The following is a 20,532-nucleotide window of genomic DNA, read 5'->3' as shown; positions in this document are numbered from 1 at the left end:
CTGCGCTCGGAACGCCAGCCCGCCCGCTATCCGGACGAAACCGTAACGGGCCTTGCCGAAATCGCCGAAAACCTGCGCCGCATGCGCGAAAGCCATGAAGAGCCGCTGTCTTATGCATCCAATGTCGAGGTCAGCCGCGCCAGCCGCGAAATGACCCGCCTTCAGCGCGCCGCAAGCGAAGAAGGGCTCTCGCAAAGGGTAAGCGAAGACTTCGAACGCATCAGTGACAGCGTGCGCCATCTTGCAGACCGCAGCAGCGAGGCCAATGCGCAGGCGCTCCGCCGCCAGCTCGATGAGCTCAACCGCACCGTCCAGGGCCTTGCCCGCGAGGAAACCCTGCATCGCCTCAACAACCGCTGGGATCGCTTCGACGCCCGTTTCGAGGCATTCGAGCAGCGTCACAACGCTGTGGATCCCGCGCTGGACGCCATCGGCTCGCGGCTTGAGCAGGTGCGCGACGCAATCGGCACCTTGCCGCAATCGAACCGTTTGAGCGCGATCGAAGACCGCATCAGCCAGCTGGCAAACTCCATCGAGGAATCGCTGAGCCCGCAACACGCCGCGTCGCTCGAACAGAACCGTCTCCAGCAGATCGACGAGAGGCTGGACGAAATCAGCCGCGCCATCATCGCGACAAGCCGCGCACAGCGGCCCGATCAGGACGGCGCGCGTCGTCTGGAACGGATCGAAGGCCGTCTGGCGGAACTTGCGGACCAACTCGCCACTTCGGCGACGCAGCAGAATTCCGACGCGCTTTACCGCAAGCTGGGCGAACTTTCCTCACGCATCGACGGGCTTTCGAGCGGTTCGGCGCTGCCGGATGGCGTCATCGACCAGCTCGCACACCAGATCAACCTGCTCGCCAATCAGGTTGGCAAGGTGATGGAAAATCTCAGCCAGTCCGACTATCACGCCGTTGAAGCGCGTCTTGAAGCCATCGGCCAGAAGCTCGAAGCAGCCGAGCGCCGGTCGGAGGAGCCGCATCCTCTGGTTCTGGACAAGATCGACCGCCGCTTTGCGGAACTGACCGAGCGTCTCGACGCGCAATATGCCACGCAGCATGTCGACCCCAGTGCGCTCCATACGCTGGAAGGCCGGATCGACGATCTTTCGCAGCAGATTTCGCTGGGTCTCCTTCAGGCACCGGCCTATGACGGACCGGGGCTGGACGTGAAGGCGATCCGGAGCCTTGAGGATCAGATTGCCAACATCGCCCACCACCTTGCGCAACCGGTGGCCGAGATTGCCGAACTGAAGCCGCGTCTCGATTCCATCGAGCGTTCCATCGCCTCCAATCGCGAAACCGTGCTCGATGCCGCGCGTGAGGCGGCGGAAAGCGCCGTTGCACGCGTTCTACAGCACGGATCGCACAATGACAGCGTGATTGCCCGGCAGCTGGCCGAGGACATGAAATCGCTGGAAGCGCTGGCGCGCAATTCCGACGAGCGCAACGGCAAGACTTTCGAGACCGTCCATGACACGCTGGTCAAGATCGTCGACCGTCTGGCCAGGCTGGAGCAGGACGTCGCGGGACGGGCGGACGGCGAAAGGCTGCCCTCCCCCAATTCCGGTTCGCAGCGCCCGTCGGCAACGCGGTCACCAGCCGCAGCGGCTGCGGCAGCGGCATTTGCAACCGTCCAGAGCGAAGCCGGTCCCGCCGACACGCGAGCAGACGTCACGGCTGAAAAGTCCTCGCTCTTCGGCGGTTTCGCCAAAGCGATACGCGGTCGCCGCGCCGACAAATCCGCCGGTAAGAGCGACGAAGTGCTCGAAGCCAGTGCCTTCGACGCGACATTCAACACCCCTGCTTTCGACAGCGAGCTGGCTGCCGTGGAAGCGATCACCCGCAAGGAACCCGAGCTGGAACGGACCCCGTCCCCTCGCCCCGAGGGTGAAGGCATGCCGGACCTCAATTCGATTATGAAGCGGGTGCGTGAAGAACGCCGCCAGCGCGAAGATGCTGCCGATGCCGCACTTGCCGCCAACGGCAAGGTGGACTTCATAACCGCCGCCCGACGCGCCGCGCAGCTTGCCGCCGCCGAGTCCGAGCAGCTTCAGAAGGGTGCGGCGAAGCGCACGAACAAGAAGAAGTCGTCTGTTGGCGACATGATCCAGCGCCAGCGCAAGCCTATCCTGATGGCCATCGGCGCCGTGATGATCGCCATGGCCGGACTCCAGATCGGTTCTGCATTCCTCAACCGCGACGAGCCGGTGGAAACGGCAATTGATACCGCGCCAGCGCAGATCGACACCACTGCCGCAGACACGACGCCAGCGCCAGCAGACGAAATCGCCGCCAAGATCACCGCCGACACCACGCTCGCAGCACAGCCATCCGCTGAAGCTGCCCCTGTGGCGCCAGCTCCGATCACGGAACCGCGCGAGGAAAAAGCAGCGCAGACAGACGAGCAACAGGCCGCGATGGATATCCCGGCGCAGGTTGAACAGCCTGCCGCAACAGCGACGGAAACGGCCGCCAATCCGGTGCAGCCGGTGGAAACCACGGCAGCGACCGAGCCCGCAGCCCAGTCTCAAGCTGCCATTCCGCTAGTGCCGGAAGAAGCGGGTCCGGCAGCGCTTCGTGAAGCCGCTGCCAAGGGCGACGCGCGCGCGCTCTTTGAAGTCGGCAACCGTTACATGGAAGGCCGCGGCGTTGCCGCCGACTTTGCCAAAGCGGCACAGTGGTACGAGATTTCGGCAGGTCAGGGCTTTGCCCCCGCGCAGTATCGTCTCGGCAACTTCAACGAAAAGGGCCTTGGCATGCCCCGCGATCTGGACAAGGCCAAGACCTGGTACCAGCTCTCGGCCCAGCAGGGCAATGCGAGCGCGATGCATAATCTTGCCGTGCTTTTCGCAACCGGCGCCAATGGCAACCCGGACAATGCTTCAGCCGTGCGCTGGTTCACCGATGCGGCTGAACTCGGCGTCAAGGACAGCCAGTTCAATCTCGGCATTCTTGCCGCCAAGGGCCTTGGCATGCCGGTCAATCTGGAAGAAAGCTACAAGTGGTTCTCGCTTGCCGCCAATGCCGGTGACAAGGACGCAGCCGACAAGCGCGACCAGATCGCCAAGGCGTTGAAGCCGGAGCAATTGGAACGCGCCAAGGATATGGTGAAGCTGTGGAAGGCGAAGCCGCTCGATCAGGCGACCAATTCCATCGACGTTCCGGATGCGTGGACCGAAGCAAAGCCTGTCACCACCGGCTCGGTGGACATGAAGAAGGCCGTCCGCAACATCCAGCTCATCCTTCAGAAAAACGGTTATGACATCGGCACAGCCGACGGGGTTATGGGCGGCAAGACCCGCGCCGCGATTGCGGCGTTCCAGAAGGCAAACGGACAGAAGCCCACCGGCGATGTCGACCAGAAACTGGTTCAGCTCCTGCTTGAAAAGAACAAGTAACTCATTGGAGCCATAAGGATATCTGCAAGGGCGGCCCAGGCCGCCCTTCCTGCGTTTCGTCCGCATTCTTCTGAAAGAAGTGACAGGTTGATCCGACTCGTTGAGGCTTATTATCTACGTCCTATCAACGAGGGGATAGACTATGCTCTTGCATGTAAACAACGACATGGAAAACGGTATCATCGCGAAAATCCCTCTCGCGCTCGACAAGGATATCAAGAATTTCCAGGGGGATGCGATCGACTTTGAAATCTCCTCCGGCGACAAGCAGCTTATTCCCGCCGAAGACATTCATCCCTACAAATCCATTTTCAAGGTTCTTTCCGGCAGTTCTGAACTGAAGAACATCTTCATAGCCGTATCGTTCAATGCGAATTTCACCACGCCGGACGGCAAGAAAACCTGCCTGACACGCTCCAGCCCGATGGAAGACTGGAATGTGATGAATGGCAGCTATTATGCCGAAAGCATGAACTGCTTCGGCTTCAAATCCAGCAGCCGTTTTGCCGGGAATTTCAGTGTCAACCTGACCAATCCCTACCTTTACATCATAAAGAACGGCAGCCTGACCGACAGCAAGATGTCGGACAACATTTCGATCCGCGCGCAGTTTTATCCGTCGTCCGGCCATTCGGTCATCACGCCGAAAGAAGATATCAATATCGTCATCAGCAATCGCCAGAACGCCGCAGACTGATTCATTGCGCATCAGCGCCGCTATCTTTGATAGTATATCCCATATAATAGGTAGGATTATCTTGAAAAAAGCTGTTTTCGATGATCTTGGGCGCTCTTTTTGTTGTTCTTGAACAACACCCCGGATTTTTCCTTCAATATAGTCCTGCAAGGTAACCTTATCGGCATTCGGCGTTTGACTTCCCGATGACGACAGAGCAAGACATTATGAGAGGTGGCCAGGCTGGAACTCACGAGCAGACTAAAGCCTAACTACTTGTTTTCATGCATTTCCGGGCGCACACTATTTTCATAATGTTGCCGGAGATGCTTTGGTAAGGTGAGACATCTTGCGGAGAAACGCGACCGCAAGCAGCTGTGTGTCGTGCGTTCGTGAAAGCCGGGTTGGGAATTGGGTATTTATCTTCCCATTGCGGAATTGTCGGTCAACATGCTGGTTCTACTAGGCATGGGCGCCGCCGTGGGTTTTCTTTCCGGATTGTTCGGTGTTGGCGGCGGTTTTCTCATCACGCCACTGTTGATCTTTTATAACATTCCACCTGCCATCGCGGTCGCCACAGGCGCCAATCAGGTCATCGCCTCGTCGGTTTCAGGCGCGCTGGCGCATTTCAAACGCCGAACGCTCGATATCAAGCTCGGCCTGTTTCTGGTGGCAGGCGGCATATTGGGGTCCCTCGTCGGCATCTTCGTCTTTTCATGGCTGCGCGATCTCGGCCAGCTGGACCTGATCGTCTCCATTCTCTACGTTTTCTTTCTCGGCACCGTCGGCGGACTGATGCTCGTGGAAAGCCTGCGAGCGCTTCGCCGCGTGAAGAAGGGGCAAGGCGGGGCCGTGCGGCGCTCGGGCCAGCACACATGGATACACCGCCTGCCCTTCAAGATGCGGTTTCGTGCGTCCACCATCTATGTCAGCATCATTCCGGTGCTCGGCATCGGTTTCTTCATCGGCCTGCTTTCCTCGGTCATGGGTGTCGGCGGCGGCTTCATCATGGTTCCGGCGCTCATCTACCTGCTGCATGTTCCGACCAATGTGGTTGTCGGAACCTCACTGTTTCAGATTACCTTCGTCACTGCGGTCACGACCGTGCTGCAAGCAACGACCAACCAGTCCATCGATATTGTGCTGGCCTTCCTTCTGATGGTCGGCGGTGTCATCGGCGCGCAGTATGGCGCACGTGCCGGGCAGAAACTTCGCGGCGAGCAGTTGCGTCTTCTTCTGGCGCTTCTGGTGCTGGCGGTCGGCCTGCGCCTCGCCTTCGGGCTTTTCGTGCGGCCGGACAACCTCTTCTCCATTTCGATTGCGGATATCTGACATGCGGAGCTTCACGCTTTCCTCCGCATTGATCTTCCTTCTGATGACGGGAAGCGCGCTGGCGCAGGTCGATTCCAGCGGCAATGGCAACACGGTTCCGCAATTGCAGAACCCCGCCGATGAGACCATCGAAATCGGCCTTTCCACCGAAACCATCGCCATCACATCGAATTTCGGCGGCACCGATCTCACAATATTCGGCGCGCTCGACAATGCCGATCCCACGATCCAGCGACAGGGCCGTTACGACATCATCGTGGTGCTGCAAGGCCCGTCCCGCGATCTGGTCGTGCGCAAGAAGGACCGTTATCTCGGCGTTTGGGTGAATGCGGTTTCAGAGACCTTCATGGGGGTCCCGCTCTCATACTCGCTGGCATCCACCCGCAATTTGCAGGACATTACCGACGAGAAAACCTATCGCCAGCTTTCCGTGGGCGTGCGCAATTTCTATCTCGTGCCGGAAGACCCTGCCAGTCTGTCGGGCAATATTCCGAGATTTGGCAATGAACTGCGCGAGATGAAAATCCGCCAGGGCCTCTATACGCAGCGCATCGGTGGCGTGGAGTTCATTTCGCGCACGCTGTTCCGCGCCACGCTGAACCTCCCCGCCAACGTGCCGGTGGGTCGCCACAAGGCCCGGGCGCTTCTGTTTCGCAACGGCGTTTTCCTGCGGGAAGCCAATGCCAGCCTCGAAATCGTCAAGGCGGGTTTCGAGCAGAGCATCTACAACGCGGCCCATCAGAACAGCTTTCTCTACGGCCTGTTTGCCGTTTTCCTTGCCGTCTTCACCGGATGGTTCGGGCGCATTCTGTTCCGTCGGGATTAACCGCCATAAAGCGCACCGCGCGCTATCGGGTAAACCTTGCCCTGACCGAGCATATAGGCGCGCAGCGCCTCATCGGCGAAGAGCCCGCGGAAGGCGCGATCCAGAATGTTCAGCGCACCCGTATAGGCTCCGAAAGCAGGCATGATGAGCCTTTCCCCGTCGCTCACGAAACAGGGGCGTCGCACCGACCGGCCGCGCCTGACGATGCGCGCGGCGGGATGAAGGTGGCCTGCGATCTCGCCCTGCCCGGCCTTGCGTGACGGCTCATGCCGGAAGGTGAGCGGTCCGACCGCCAGTTCCTCGACACAATCCCCCGGCAGGTCGACCGGGCGATCCGGATCGTGATTGCCGGTGATCCAGAACCAGTCGCGATGCTCCATCAGCGATTTCAGCCGGATGGCATAAAGCGACGGCAGACGCTCGCTGGCCTTGGCATCGTGAAAACTGTCGCCGAGGCTGATGACGGTTCGTGGCTGATAGCGCGCGATGGCCACCGCCAGCATGTCGAGCGTTGCCGCCGTGTCATAGGGCGGGATGAGCTGGCCGCGCCGGGCAAAGGACGAGCCTTTTTCCAGATGCAGGTCGGAAACGATGAGTATGTGCAGATCGGGCAGAAACAGCGCGCCGGATGGATCACACAGAGCCGCAACGTCACGCACTTGCGTATGGGCCAGATTGTAGGCCTCTCCACTTCCCCACACCGCAGTTTTCATTGCATTGCTTCCCTGATCAGATCGTCTGCCGCTTCTTCAAGCAGCATTTCATCTCCTTCGCCTGCCACGCGCTCGCGCCCAATTTCGAGCATCACAGGCAGCGCCAGCGGCGAAATCCTGTCGAGCGGCTTGTGCAGCAGATGGCCTTTCACGCGCGCCAGCATGTCGCCCAGACGCCTGATATCCAGCAGCCCCGTCGCGGCATCCGCGCGCGTCGCCTGCAATAGAATATGGTCCGGCTCGTGGGTGCGCAGGACGTCATAGATCAGGTCGGTGGAAACCGTAACCTGACGGCCTGTCTTTTCCTGTCCCGGATGACGGCGCTCGATAAGCCCGGAAATCACGGCGCAATTGCGGAAAGTGCGTTTGAGAAGGTAGCTTTCATCAAGCCATGCTTCGAGATCGTCGCCCAGCATGTCTTCGTCGAAGAGCCGGGTAAGGCTGAGTTTTCCCGAGCCGATCATCGCGCCCATATCCTTGAGGCCCCATAAGCCCAGCGAATAATCGGTCGCGACAAAGCCCAGCGGATGCGCGCCCATGCGTTCCAGACGGCGTGTCAGCAACATGCCGAGCGTCTGGTGCGCCAGCCGGCCCTCGAAAGGATAGGCGACCATGTAGAAGCGACTGCCGCGCGGAAAGGTTTCGATCAAAAGCTCGTCCGTTGCAGGCAGCACCGATTTCCATTGCTGCACTTCCAGCCATTCCCGCACCTGTTCCGGCAGAAACTGCCAGCGTGTGCGGTCGGCGAGCATGGCGCGCACCTGCGCGGCAAGATAGGTCGAAAGCGGAAACTTCCCTCCCGCATAGACAGGTATCTTGGCATCTTGACCGGCCGCATTGGAGGCGATGCATTCATTCTCGCGGATGCCTTCGAAGCGCAGAACCTTTCCGGCAAACAGGAAGGTGTCGCCAGCAGTCAGCGTCTCCAGGAAATATTCCTCGATCCGGCCAAGGACACGTCCACCCCTTGCGCTTCCGCCCTTGCCGCCGCGAGTAAGCCGGACATTCAGCTCCGGCGCTTCGACAATCGTGCCGATATTGAGCCGATATTGCTGCGCGATGCGCGGATTGGACACCCGCCACGTGCCGTCCACGGTCTTGCGGATTTTCGCAAACCGCTCATAGGTCTTGAGCGCATAGCCGCCGGTCGCCACGAAATCCAGAATGCGGTCGAACGTGTCTCGCGGAAGGCTCGAATAGGGTGCGGCGCTTCGCACCTCACGGTAAAGCTGGTCGGCCTGGAAAGGCTCGGCGCAGGCCATGCCAAGCACGTGCTGGGCCAGTACATCCAGCGCCCCTTCGATCAGGGGCGGCGTATCCTGTGCACCCAGATAATTTGCGTCGAGTGCGGCGCGGCACTCCATCACCTCGAAGCGGTTGGCGGGCACGAGAATGGCCCGGCTCGGCTCGTCCATCCGGTGGTTGGCGCGGCCGATACGCTGCGCGAGGCGGCTCGCCCCCTTCGGCGCGCCGACATGAATGACCAGATCGACATCGCCCCAGTCGATCCCGAGATCGAGCGTCGAGGTCGCGACCACAGCGCGCAAGGTGTTGGCGGCCATGGCCTGCTCGACCTTGCGGCGCTGGCTCGCATCGAGTGAACCGTGATGCAGCGCAATTGGCAGCGTGTCCTCATTGACCCGCCAGAGTTCCTGAAACAACATCTCCGCCTGGCTGCGGGTATTGACGAACAGAAGCGTCGTGCGGTGCTGGCGGATCGCCTCGTAGATATCGGGGATGGCATAGCGCGAGGAATGTCCTGCCCATGGCACGCGCTCATCGGAATCGAGAATGGTGATTTCCGGCTTGGCACCGCCGTCGACCGTCACAAGACCGGCCATGGAATCGTCGCCATCCTGTTCCACCAGCCAGCGGCGCAGCTGGTCAGGCTCCGCCACCGTTGCGGAGAGGCCGATGGTCTGCAATTGCGGTTGCAGGCGGCGCAAGCGCGCCAGCCCCAGCGCCAGAAGATGCCCGCGCTTGGAAATGACCAGCGAGTGCAATTCGTCCAGCACCACGTAGCGCAGGCCCTTGAAGAACTGTTCCGCACCCTTGGATGCGATCAACAGCGCAAGCTGCTCCGGCGTCGTCAGCAGAATATCCGGCGGCGCCAGTTTCTGTCGCTGGCGCTTGTGCGCAGGCGTATCGCCGGTGCGCGTCTCGATGGTGATGTCGAGACCCATTTCCTCGACCGGCACGGTGAGATTGCGGTGAATATCGACCGCAAGTGCCTTTAGCGGCGAGATATAAAGCGTATGCACGCCGCGTTTCGCCATGCTGGGCTTCAGGCGGCCGCGTTTTTCCAGATCAACCAGCGCAGGCAGAAAGCCGGCCAAAGTCTTGCCCGCGCCGGTCGGGGCAATCAGCAGCGTGGACTGGCCCTGTTCGGCACGCGCCAGAAGCTCCAACTGATGGGCGCGCGGCGACCAGCCCTTGGCCGCGAACCATTTGAGAAAACGGTCCGGCAAGGGAAAGGCGGCAGATGCGGCGGCGGGTTTCTGGTTCAGTGTCACGCCGTCAATCTAATCGCAGCGAGGCGAACCGCCAAGGTGTTTGTTCACTTTTGTTCTCATTTTGTCAGCAGACGCAGGCTCCCTCCCTTTTCGGGGTGGACTTCGTGACCTATCTTGAAAACCATGCGCTTCAACCAGCTTCTATGCTCCTCTCCCAAAGGTCTTTATTGCCCGCCCGGCGATTTTTACATCGACCCGGTGCGCCCGGTGGAACGTGCGCTCATCACCCACGGGCACTCCGACCACGCGCGTTCGGGCCACACCCATGTGCTGGCAACGCGCGAAACACTCGACATCATGGCGTTGCGCTATGGGGTGAATTTCGCAGAAACGACGCAACCGGTAAGCCTCGGCGAAACCCTCATGATCAATGGCGTGCGGATAAGCTTTCATGGAGCGGGCCATGTGCTTGGCTCGGCCCAGATCGCGGTGGAAATGGATGGCACCCGCATCGTCGCTTCGGGCGACTACAAGCGGGCAGCCGATCCGACATGCGCCCCTTTCGAGCCCGTCGCCTGTGATGTCTTCATCACCGAAGCCACTTTTGCCCTGCCGGTATTCCGTCACCCGGATGCAGCACACGAGATCGCGACGCTTCTCAAATCGATCCGGCAGTTTCCCGAGCGTGCGCATCTTGTCGGGGCTTATTCGCTGGGCAAGGCGCAGCGGGTCATCAAGCTCATACGCAATGCAGGCTATTGGGAACCGATCTATATCCACGGCGCGCTGGAAAAGATCTGCGAGTATTATCAAACGCAAGGTGTCGATCTCGGACCTCTCCAACCGGCCACGCTGGAACGCAGTGCGGCACAACCGGATTTTGCAGGAAAGATCATCGTCGGCCCGCCCTCGGCTTTCTCCGACCGCTGGGCACGACGGTTTCCCGATCCAGTCCCAGCCTTTGCCTCAGGCTGGATGCGCATCCGACAGCGCGCCAAACAGCAAGGCGTTGAACTGCCGCTCATCATTTCCGACCATTGCGACTGGGATGAGCTGACGGCGACCATAACGGAAATCGCCCCCGCAGAAGTGTGGGTTACCCATGGACGTGAAGAAGCTCTCGTTCGCTGGTGCGAGTTGCAGAACATACCGGCAAAGCCGCTGCATCTCGTTGGCTATGAAGATGAGGGCGACTGATGCGCGCTTTCGCCGAACTTCTTGACCGGCTCGTTCTGACGCCGCAGCGCAACGGCAAGCTGCGCTTGCTCATCGACCATTTCCGCACAGCACCGGACCCTGATCGCGGCGTGGCGCTGGCAGCGATCACCCGCGATCTGGAGCTGCAAAGCGTAAAGCCGGCCATGCTGCGCGCGCTCATCGCCGAGCGGACAGACCCGACATTGTTTGCCTATTCCTACGATTATGTCGGCGATCTTGCCGAAACGATCTCGCTGATCTGGCCCGGCCCCAGCGAAACTGCCCCCGGAGCCGATCTGCCGCTTGGCATCGTGGTGCACGAATTGCAGAACGCTTCGCGCCGCGAAGGCCCGATGCTCGTCGCCGGATGGCTCGATGTGCTTGGCATTTCCGAACGTTACGCACTGTTGAAGCTCGTGACCGGGGGCTTGCGCGTCGGGGTTTCCGCCCGTCTGGCCAAGCAGGCGCTGGCAGATTTCGGCGGCGTCGACGTCGTGGAAATAGAAGAACTCTGGCACGGCCAGTCACCACCCTATGAGGCGCTGTTCGCCTGGCTGGAAGACCGCGGTGAAAAGCCTGCGGCCACCGCAGCCGCTCCGTTTCGCCCTGTCATGCTGGCGACGGCCCTTGATGAAGCGGAAATCCCCTCGCTCGACGCATCCGCCTTTACGGCCGAGTGGAAATGGGATGGCATTCGCGTTCAGGCTGTCGCGGAAAACGGCCTGCGCCGCCTCTATTCGCGCACGGGGGACGATATCTCCGGCGCGTTCCCCGATATTCTGGAAGCCATGGATTTCGAAGGGGCGATCGATGGCGAGTTGCTGGTTGGCCATCACGGCGAAACCGGCATAGAGACAGCCACGTTCTCCGACCTCCAGCAGAGGCTGAACCGCAAGACGGTAAGCGCAAAGCAGTTGCGCGACTATCCGGCCTTCGTGCGGGCCTATGACCTGTTGCAGGAAGGGAACCAGCAGACCGGTGCCGATCTGCGCGCCCTGCCCTTTCTGGAGCGCCGCGCGCGCCTGCAAAGCTTTGTCAGCAGGCTCGATCCGCGCCGCTTCGATCTCTCGCCCGTTCTGCCATTTTCCGACTTTGAGGAACTGGCGCGGTTTCGCGCCAATCCGCCACATCCGGTCATCGAAGGCGTCATGCTGAAACGCCACGATAGTACCTACCTTCCGGGCCGCCCCAAGGGACCGTGGTTCAAATGGAAGCGTGATCCCTTCACCGTCGATGCGGTGATCGTCTATGCCCAGCGCGGGCACGGCAAACGGTCGAGCTATTATTCCGATTTCACCTTCGCCGTCTGGACGGGACCGGAGGATGAACCCGTGCTGGTGCCGGTCGGCAAGGCCTATTTCGGCTTTACGGACGAGGAACTGAAATTGCTGGACAAGTTTGTGCGCGAGAATACCACCGAGCGTTTCGGGCCGGTGCGATCCGTGCGCGCCGAACCCGATCATGGGCTGGTCGTGGAAGTCGCCTTTGAAGGTCTCAACCGTTCCACGCGCCACAAATCGGGGGTCGCCATGCGCTTTCCGCGTTTTTCGCGGCTGCGCTGGGACAAGCCGCCCCGCGAAGCGGACCGGCTCGAAACGCTCGAAAAGCTGCTTTCCTGATTATTTGGCCGCCGTCGAAACGCGGATTTCGTAGATATTGACCGCCTTGCCGGAACCACTGAGATCCGAATTGACCGTGATCGTGCCTGCACGACCTGCCTTCTGACCCGATGGCATTTCCATATCGAAAAGGAAATCGCTCACGGAATCACGCACGTCGTAGCGCCTGCGTCCGCAATCGCCGAGACCGCCGAAATCGCAGTTGACAGACATCTGGGTCGTCTTGCCGTCGTCGGCGCGGGCCACGATGTTGAAGGTCGCCGTCTTGCCAACCAGCTGATCCAGAATGCCCTCACCCACATCGAATGTGACCGTATCTTCGGCTCCGGCGGACTGGATGCGGGCGAAGCTGCGCGTGCCCTCCTGCCTGATTTCAGCCGTGGCGCGTCCCTTGACCGACATGCGTGTGGCTTCCGAAGGCTGGAAGATGGTGATCCATTTCAACCCGCCCGGCTCCTCGCCTTCCTTAAGGGGAGCGATATTGCCTTCACTGTGCAGCGGATTGTTGGCCGGTCCGCTGCTCAGATCGATAAAGCTGTTATAAAGCGAATAGCCGATGAAAGCCGCAACCGCGAGCACAAGCCCTGGAATGCCGTAGCTGTAGAAAGGCGAATGGCGCTTCTTCTTGCGGCGGTCCTTCCGCGAAACGCCGCCCTCATAGCCGAGGTCGGCATTGCTGCGCTTCTTCTGCCGCGAAGTCGCACGAATATCGCCGGTATCGAGCGCGGGCGATGTTTCCTCTACCCTGCCGCCAAGCACCGGGTCTTCCCTCAGGGGTGCATCGAGCGTCGGCTCGTGACGGGCGCTCGTCTCTCCACCGGTCTTGAATTCCTGTTCGATGCCGGAGATCGCGTCCTTGAGGTTCTGGCGGCGCTGTTCCTTCTGCGCATCGCTGAGCGCGGCGTTTGTCGCAAGAGCGCGCTCATGCGCACCCCAGGCGGATTCATAGATTCGCTGGCGGGTCGCCGGATTGTGTGCATCCGCCTTGGCAAATGCATTCCTGATCGCGCGCTCAATGCTTTCCAAAGGCTGCTCTTCCCTTGTTCGTTTTTCCGCCGTCTCGTTACGCCCTCAACAGGTGCAAGCGGTTCCCGATGCAGACGCTTTCATAAGCCTCAGCGAAATTAACGTCTGAATCAAGGCATTTACCTGTTCTTCACCCGCTTTGACTAGCCGATAAGCTTAACAGAGACACCAAATATTAACTCTGAATGCGGTTTTCCCCCATCCGTATAGTTCTGCAATACCAAACTGCACCCATTGCAGGTGCTCGAAACATCCTCAACTATAGCGGCGATTCTCTTCGCGCGTGTCGTCCAATAAATAAGGGGCGCCATATCGATCGTGTTCGGCATGTTCTGTCGCAATGCCGAAAGACGGCTGAGCGGCGACAGACCAGCTTGCGTGCTTTTGATATTGCCGCCCGGCAAGGAGATGCTAGAACTATTACGTTTACGGAAACGTCAATCATGGAGGAAGATTGAAAATGGCCTTGCCGGATATTCTGAAAAGCAGATTGCGCATCCCGGTGGTTGGCGCTCCCCTATTCATCATTTCGCATCCGGCTCTGGTGATGGCGCAGTGCAAGGCAGGCGTCGTCGGTTCCTTTCCTGCTCTCAATGCCCGTCCAGAGGCACAACTCGATGAGTGGCTGGCGGAAATCACCGAAGGGCTTGCTGCTTACGACAAGGCCAATCCGGACCGGCCGTCAGCACCCTTCGCCGTCAACCAGATCGTGCACCGTTCCAACAAGCGCCTCGAGCACGATCTCGGCCTTTGCGTGAAATACAAGGTGCCGATCGTCATCTCCTCGCTCGGTGCCGTGCCGGAAGTGAATGCGGCAATCCATTCCTATGGCGGCATCGTCCTCCATGACGTCATCAACAACCGTCACGCCAATTCGGCAATTCGCAAGGGCGCGGATGGTCTCATCGCGGTGGCAGCCGGTGCGGGTGGCCATGCCGGTTCGCTGTCGCCCTTCGCGCTCGTGCAGGAAATCCGCTCCTGGTTCGACGGTCCCCTGCTCCTTTCGGGCGCCATCGCCAACGGAAACTCGATTCTTGCCGCACAGGCCATGGGCGCTGACCTCGCCTACATCGGCTCGCCGTTCATTGCCACGACGGAAGCGCGCGCGACGGATGCCTACAAACAGATGATCGTCCACTCGACTTCCTCCGACATCGTCTATTCCAACTACTTTACCGGCATTGCAGGGAACTACCTGAAGCCATCCATCGCCAATTCCGGCATGGACCCTGACAACCTTCCCGAAGCCGATCCTTCCAAGATGGATTTCGAGACTGCGCAGCAGGAAGGCGCCAAGGCCTGGAAGGATATCTGGGGCTGCGGCCAGGGCATCGGGGCGATCCATGAAGTAGCCCCTGCGGGACAACTGATCGACCGCCTCGAGCGGGAATATAAGGAAGCCCGCCAGCGCCTTTGCGCAAGCGCATGATTCCGGGAAACGTGACGGTACCGCGCCGGCGAGACGGCTGGCGCGGGAGAACTGCCTTCCGGTTCGCACGGCACGATCGCCTGCTTACTCATAAATCCGGCTTTTTGCGCGTTGGAGGGCGGTGGCGACGTGCATGTTGTGAAAGCTTTTGAACAAACATGGAGTTTGTTTGAATTGGGCCTTGCTTTCCTCCCTGCTTTTGGTTATCAGCGCACCGTCCAGCCGGAAACGGTTGGCTCCTTCGGGAAATTGGAACGCAACGTTCCGGGCCGCTTTAGCTCAGTTGGTAGAGCACATCATTCGTAATGATGGGGTCGCGTGTTCGAGTCACGCAAGCGGCACCAGTAAAATCAAGCGTTTAGCTGTTTTTCATTTTCGCCTTATTAAGCTAGCCATCACCTTTGGCAAGCGCGATGCGTCGATTATTTATTTGCGCCAGACAAATGCTTCGAAAAAAGGCAGACCGAAACGACCGGCTTCAGCATGCGCAAGATATAATCGCGATCGGACAGCAAAATTGCGCCAACCAAAATCTTCAACTGTTCTCGGGGTCTTTGGAACAACGTCCCACAAAAACACAGCACAGTGCCAATTTTCAAAACTCAAGTTTGACTAAGCCCTTCGTTGGAGCAAAACTGATGTTGCTAATTCATCAGCAGTAGGCTCACCCCTTTTCGTTGGTGCAAATGATGCCGGGGTATCCAATCGGACAAGAAAACACCCCGCGGCATTTCACTCGATTTCCGGGTTGGGCGGGGGACAGGCCATGCTCCAGACCGACGTGTCAGAAGACCTAGGCTCTTACAGGATTCACGCCAAGGCGGACCTTGCGCGCAGCGCAGTGCTGGACTGGCCCTATCTCTGCGGCATGAACCTGCTCAAATATGCCGTCGATGAAGCTATCTCTGAACAACTCGCCCTGATGGGCACGGCATCGAACGCAGACCGGGCATGGATGATCGAGTATCGGCCAAACCTGCTTCGGTTCTGCAACACCCATGAATGGTGCCGGGGGCAGACCAGGGCCTATATCTCCGAGCTTCAGGAAACGCCCACCACGCTCATCGCCTGGCTGCACAAATATCTGGTTCTGGGCCATGCGGTGGCGGTCCACGACGTGACAGACCTGCCCCGGACGGCGCGTGCGATCCAGGTAGAGTTTCTCCGTCAGGGCAATAAAAGCGTCCTCAGCGTACCCGTCTTCTATGACAACAAACTGCGCGGCATCATCGGCTTCGACACGACCGTCGCGAACAAGATATGGTCGACCAGCGAAGTCAACGCCCTGTTCCAATGCGCCAATCTCATCGGACAGGCAAAATACTCGACCGGTCACGCGCTGGAAAAGACAATCGCGCCCGAAAATGCGGCGCCCCTCGTCTATCTGAGCAATCGCGGCGTGGTGCGCGGCGTTCAACCTGAAATCATCGTCGGGGTGCGTTCGGCAGGCAATTACAGCGAAATCTGGCTCGAAGATGGGTCTATGCTGCTCGATTCGCGCTCGCTGGGCATGTGGTCCAGCCTGCTGCCGTCGAAAATCTTTCTCCGGGTACACAGAACCGCTTTCGTCAATTCGCTGCACGTCGTCAATGTGGACCGCAGAAAAATTGACAAATGGCAGATCAGGATGCGGTCTGTTGACCGGGCATGGCCCGTGTCACGCTCCTACCGAAAACAACTGCGCGAGCGTATGGGCATATAATCGCTTAACATGTCGGAACCATTGCGCTTTTGGTGGCATGTCATTCGTCAAACCGGCACGTCGTTTCGTCCTTGGATTCTTGTTATTCCCACAGTTTACTGGATGGTGATAGCACCAGAACATCCTCCCCAACGGTTCTTTGAGGATTCCCGCATGCCATCTCGGATGCTAGCGCATTTCACAATACTCTCGCTGGCCACCGCCAGTATTCTGCTTGCCCACAACGTTCAGACAAAAGCTGAAGATCTTGCCTTGAAGGATGCCGTATCCATGGCAGGCATGCAGCTTTTTCTCAACTCCGGTGCACCGGGACTGATCATCGCCGTCGTGCAGGGCGATAAAAGCATCATCCAGGCCTATGGGGAGACAGCCCCCGGCAGCAATGTCGAGCCGGACGCGCATTCGGTTTTCCGTATTGCCTCCGTTTCCAAGGTTTTTGCCGGTGATGTGCTGGCGGCGCTCGCCGCCAAAGGCAAACTCAAACTGACCGATCCGCTCGCAAAATATGCGCCGGAAGGTGCCAAGGTCGAAGTTAACGGACGCCCTGTCACCCTGCTCGATCTGGCCACGCATTCCGCAGGTCTGCCGCGCGAATTGCCCAACCCCGATACGAAAATCACGGATAATCCGTTTGCGGCCTTCGACCGTGATTATTACTGGAAGTGGATCGGCAGCAACAAGCCTGCTTATGTTCCCGGCACCACGACGATTTATTCGAATCTCGGCTACGGCCTTCTGGGTGATGCACTCGCCAAGGCCGGCGGCGCAGATTATTCCACTGTTCTCGCCAATGAGGTGCTGAAACCGGCAGGGCTCACCGACACGACCAACGTATTAAGCGACGAGCAGAAAAAGCGGCTGATGACCGGGCTCGACCCTCTCGACAAGCCGGATGCCAACAGCCCTGTTCCCGATATCATGTATGCCAGCGCCGGTATCTACACGACTGCGGACGATATGGTGCGCTGGATGCGCTGGCACCTAGACGGTGCGGACCAGTTGCGGGAAGATGCCCTGATCGATCATACGCTTTGGCTGCCTTATGACGGCTTGAAGCATGTAGTTGGGACCGAAGTAACGGCAGGGGACGGCATGGGGCTTGGCTGGGTTGCTACCTTGCCCCGTGATGAAACCCCGTTCCTGCTCGGTAAAAGCGGTGGTCTCGGCGGTTTCATGAGTTATGCGGTTCTGTCGCCCAATCGCAAGCTCGGTATTTTCGTCGTTGCCAGCCGGGTCAATTTCGGCATGTTCGAGAATATCCATTCGCAGATACGCGAACTGGCCGCTGAACTGGCCCGATAACCATGCAGAATTTCGCGCCGCTTCGGCGATTTGGCAGGCGACAGAAAGCAGCCTTTTCCGGTCACCTGATATACAGCACTCTGCTTGGTGCCACAGCCTTGCTTGGGGCCGGAACGCCGGACGCTTTTGCGCAAGAAAAGCGCGACATTTTCAAAACCGAAATATTCCTGACGCCCTACAGCAAGCTGGGCGACACGGATGCGACCGGCGATTATCCGAAACTGAACGGTCAACTGCTGTTCATGACCGGCTATACCGGCTATTTCGGCATCAAGGACAGCAACGGTCAGATTCCGCGTTCGCACTGGAACAGCGTGCAGCCCACGGCGGAAGCCGCCCTTGTCTGGCAATTGTCGCAGCAATTTTCCATCCTTTCGAAAATCACCTTCGACTCTTCCGTAGAAGCAACGAACGACAACGCCTTTTCCGATCTTGGCTTCAATCTGAAAAACCTGTTCGCCTCTTACACCCGTGACAATTTTGCGCTCTATGGCGGCAAGATGGACATCGGCTTCGGCGACGGCTGGCACGCCATTGATGGGCTTTACACCGGCTTCACCGATGATTTTCAGTATAAGGGCTCCATCGGGCTTGGCGGTCGCTATACCTTCAATACCGAAAATATGGGCGCGCATTCCTTCGCCGGTCTGGTGTTCAAACGCGACGATACGGTTCTCGACCGCCGCCTCAGCCTCGACGACGGTTTCATCTCGCCCACCGAAGGCCAACCGCCTGCATTCAGCAACGACCTGAACTCGTTCATCCTGACTTATGATTTCCGCAACGTGCCGGGCTTGAAGAACATATCCGGCGGCGTGGATGTCGGAAGACTGGAGGCGGAGCCCGGTTATGGCGAAGGCGCCAACACGATTTCCGCCCGGCTGCGCTATGACACGGCTCTGACCGACAAGTGGAACCTGAGCTGGTTCAACGAAGCCACTTTTTCAAGCGCCTTTCGTGGCACGCCGGTCTCCAATGGCAATGGCGTGACATCCTTGTCGCTCTCCCACGACCGCTGGCAGTTCAACGCCACAACCGCGATACGCAAACTGTCCGGCGGGGACGAAAGACTGGCGCAATACGGGCTTCAATCCGATTGGGATTGGGGCGTAGCAGGCACAGTTACCTATGTCACGCCTATCGGCATCATTCTGCAAACAGGGCTCGTCCACCAACGCGACCAGACCCTGAACATCAATCAGGGTGTTTTCCGCATCGCTTATCAAACGGGGTTTTAAGGCAGCCATGAAAGCCAGCATGAGAACCAGTACGTCATCCATCGTCCTAGCCTGTCTGTTCGTGCTCGGCTGCTCGACAGCTGCCCTGTCGCAGTCGGTTTCCATTCAGCGCCAACCCAATCCGGCTGCCGATGTCGTGCAAATTCCGAAAGGAAGCACCGAAAACGCGCTCAAGGCCCTGCCGCAGATCGTGGCCGACATCATGAAGCGCAGCCATGTTCCCGGCATGGCGGTCGCCGTGGTCAGCGGCGACAAGACCGTGTTTGCGAAAGGCTACGGCAAAAGGGAAATCGGCAAGGACGCCGCCGTCAATGCCGACACCGTGTTCCAGATCGCTTCGATTTCGAAATCCATATCCGCGACGGTTGCTTCCATTGAGGTGACGAAGGGCGTGGTTGCGTGGGACGATCCGGTGGCAAAACATCTTTCCGGTTTCAAACTGAACAACGACTATGTGTCCGAACACGGAACCATCGGGGATTTCTTTGCACATCGCAGCGGTTTGCCGGGCACGGCGGGCGACGATCTCGAAGACCTCGGCTTCAAACGCAACGACGTCATCGCCCGCTTGCAGCATTTGCCGCTCGATCCGTTCCGCACCTCCTATCATTATGCGAATTTCAGCACGACCATCGGTGCGGAGGCGGTTGCAGCGGCAGCGCATGAACCATGGGACAAACTCGCCGACGAACAGCTTCTCCAGCCGCTGGGTATGAAATCGACCAGCTATCGCCATGCCGATTATGTGGCGAATGACAATCGCGCCGCACTGCATGTTTATCAGAACGGTAGGTTCCTGCCTCTCGGGCAGCGCAATGCCGATGAACAGGCGCCGGCAGGCGGCGTGTCGTCCACCGTCGTCGATCTGGCGGAATGGGTGAAACTGCTGCTGGCCAATGGCGAGTACAAGGGTAAGCGCCTGATCGCGGAAGAGGCGCTCCTGCCAGCGCTTTCGCCGCAATCCTTCAGCGCCCGCGCACACGATACCAGCGCCCGATCCGGCTTCTATGGCTATGGTTTCAACGTCAACACGGAACTCGGCGGTCGCCCGTCGATGGGCCATTCCGGCGCCTTCCTGCTCGGCGCGGGCACGGCGTTCAAGATCGTACCCTCGGCCGATATCGGCATCATCGTCCTGACCAATGGCGCACCGGTGGGCGCCGCGGAATCGGTGGTTGCGCAATTCACGGACATAGCGCTCTACGGCAAAGCCTCCCGGGACTGGTTCGCCGCATATAACGGTGCCATGAAGGGCTTTTTCCAGCCACAGGGCGACTTGTCCTTCAAGGAGAAGCCAGCCGCGCCATTACCGTCCAAAGCCTTGCAGGAATATACCGGCAGTTTCGATAATGCCTATTTTGGCAAGACGGAAGTCAAGGAAGTCAACGGAACGCTGACACTCGTTCTCGGTCCGAAGCAAATGCAGTTCCCGCTGCAACATTGGGACGGCGACACTTTCGCCTTCGTCCCGGTCGGAGAAGCCGAACTTGTTGGTTCGCTTGCATCCATCGTCTTCAAAGTCGATCAAGGTCAGGTACAGGGTTTTGACATCGATTTCTATAATGACGGCGGCACCGGCCATTGGACCAGGGTTCCGCGTTCGTAATTGCCCCCTCG

The 20,532-nt window shown here is 59.2% G+C and carries 14 protein-coding genes and 1 tRNA gene; 12 read left to right on the top strand and 3 right to left on the bottom strand.

What is annotated here, in order from left to right:
• Positions 1–150: 150 nt before the first annotated feature.
• The 4 genes from JNC63_RS17060 (at position 151) to JNC63_RS17045 (ending at position 6,236) form a co-directional block, all read left to right on the top strand.
• Positions 151–3,402 carry a peptidoglycan-binding protein gene (locus JNC63_RS17060; protein WP_374846592.1) on the top strand — a complete coding sequence of 1,084 codons (3,252 nt, stop codon included), beginning with the start codon at positions 151–153 and terminating at the stop codon, positions 3,400–3,402.
• Positions 3,403–3,544: 142 nt separating this feature from the next.
• The gene (locus JNC63_RS17055) at positions 3,545–4,099 is read left to right on the top strand and encodes a hypothetical protein (protein WP_006469327.1); all 555 of its coding nucleotides are present in this window, start codon (positions 3,545–3,547) and stop codon (positions 4,097–4,099) included.
• A 429-nt stretch (positions 4,100–4,528) separates the two neighbouring features.
• Positions 4,529–5,410, top strand: coding sequence for a sulfite exporter TauE/SafE family protein (locus JNC63_RS17050; protein WP_025090993.1), 882 nt, complete (start codon positions 4,529–4,531; stop codon positions 5,408–5,410).
• A 1-nt stretch (position 5,411) separates the two neighbouring features.
• Positions 5,412–6,236, top strand: a complete 825-nt coding sequence (locus JNC63_RS17045) for a TIGR02186 family protein (protein WP_063620294.1) — start codon at positions 5,412–5,414, stop codon at positions 6,234–6,236.
• On the opposite strand, the gene pdeM is transcribed toward JNC63_RS17045, so the two are convergent.
• Together pdeM and JNC63_RS17035 are read right to left on the bottom strand one after the other, a co-directional pair.
• A complete protein-coding gene (pdeM, locus tag JNC63_RS17040; RefSeq protein ID WP_006469330.1) occupies positions 6,233–6,949 on the bottom strand; it encodes a ligase-associated DNA damage response endonuclease PdeM in 717 nt (238 codons plus the stop codon). The genes JNC63_RS17045 and pdeM overlap by 4 nt on opposite strands.
• Positions 6,946–9,462: a ligase-associated DNA damage response DEXH box helicase gene (locus JNC63_RS17035; RefSeq protein WP_063620295.1), complete on the bottom strand. Its 2,517-nt coding sequence runs from the start codon at positions 9,460–9,462 to the stop codon at positions 6,946–6,948. The genes pdeM and JNC63_RS17035 overlap by 4 nt, the downstream gene beginning before the upstream one ends.
• 123 nt (positions 9,463–9,585) lie before the next feature.
• Between JNC63_RS17035 and JNC63_RS17030 the strand changes: the two genes are divergently transcribed.
• Positions 9,586–10,599: a ligase-associated DNA damage response exonuclease gene (locus tag JNC63_RS17030; RefSeq protein ID WP_063620296.1), complete on the top strand. Its 1,014-nt coding sequence runs from the start codon at positions 9,586–9,588 to the stop codon at positions 10,597–10,599.
• Positions 10,599–12,218 carry a cisplatin damage response ATP-dependent DNA ligase gene (locus JNC63_RS17025; protein WP_063620297.1) on the top strand — a complete coding sequence of 540 codons (1,620 nt, stop codon included), beginning with the start codon at positions 10,599–10,601 and terminating at the stop codon, positions 12,216–12,218. The genes JNC63_RS17030 and JNC63_RS17025 overlap by 1 nt, the downstream gene beginning before the upstream one ends.
• On the opposite strand, the gene JNC63_RS17020 is transcribed toward JNC63_RS17025, so the two are convergent.
• Positions 12,219–13,244 carry a hypothetical protein gene (locus JNC63_RS17020; protein WP_006469334.1) on the bottom strand — a complete coding sequence of 342 codons (1,026 nt, stop codon included), beginning with the start codon at positions 13,242–13,244 and terminating at the stop codon, positions 12,219–12,221.
• A 460-nt stretch (positions 13,245–13,704) separates the two neighbouring features.
• Between JNC63_RS17020 and JNC63_RS17015 the strand changes: the two genes are divergently transcribed.
• The 6 genes from JNC63_RS17015 to JNC63_RS16990 all read left to right on the top strand — a co-directional run bounded on the left by JNC63_RS17015 (position 13,705) and on the right by JNC63_RS16990 (position 20,521).
• Positions 13,705–14,673 carry an NAD(P)H-dependent flavin oxidoreductase gene (locus JNC63_RS17015; protein ID WP_006470561.1) on the top strand — a complete coding sequence of 323 codons (969 nt, stop codon included), beginning with the start codon at positions 13,705–13,707 and terminating at the stop codon, positions 14,671–14,673.
• A 268-nt stretch (positions 14,674–14,941) separates the two neighbouring features.
• A tRNA-Thr gene (locus tag JNC63_RS17010) sits at positions 14,942–15,017 on the top strand.
• 422 nt (positions 15,018–15,439) lie between these two features.
• On the top strand, positions 15,440–16,375 hold the full coding sequence (locus JNC63_RS17005; protein WP_006470560.1) for a LytTR family transcriptional regulator DNA-binding domain-containing protein: 936 nt from the start codon (positions 15,440–15,442) through the stop codon (positions 16,373–16,375).
• A gap of 153 nt (positions 16,376–16,528) precedes the next feature.
• A complete protein-coding gene (ampH, locus tag JNC63_RS17000; protein WP_100229458.1) occupies positions 16,529–17,677 on the top strand; it encodes a D-alanyl-D-alanine-carboxypeptidase/endopeptidase AmpH in 1,149 nt (382 codons plus the stop codon).
• Positions 17,678–17,775: 98 nt separating this feature from the next.
• Positions 17,776–18,915 (top strand): hypothetical protein, encoded by a 1,140-nt coding sequence (locus tag JNC63_RS16995; protein ID WP_245670727.1) that lies wholly within the window; start codon positions 17,776–17,778, stop codon positions 18,913–18,915.
• A 19-nt stretch (positions 18,916–18,934) separates the two neighbouring features.
• Complete coding sequence (locus tag JNC63_RS16990; RefSeq protein ID WP_081252472.1) at positions 18,935–20,521, top strand: serine hydrolase; 1,587 nt, start codon at positions 18,935–18,937, stop codon at positions 20,519–20,521.
• The last annotated feature ends 11 nt before the right edge of the window (positions 20,522–20,532 follow it).

Source organism: Brucella ciceri (assembly GCF_041930145.1).
Taxonomy (GTDB): domain Bacteria; phylum Pseudomonadota; class Alphaproteobacteria; order Rhizobiales; family Rhizobiaceae; genus Brucella; species Brucella intermedia.
This window is presented reverse-complemented; position numbering and strand designations above follow the sequence as displayed.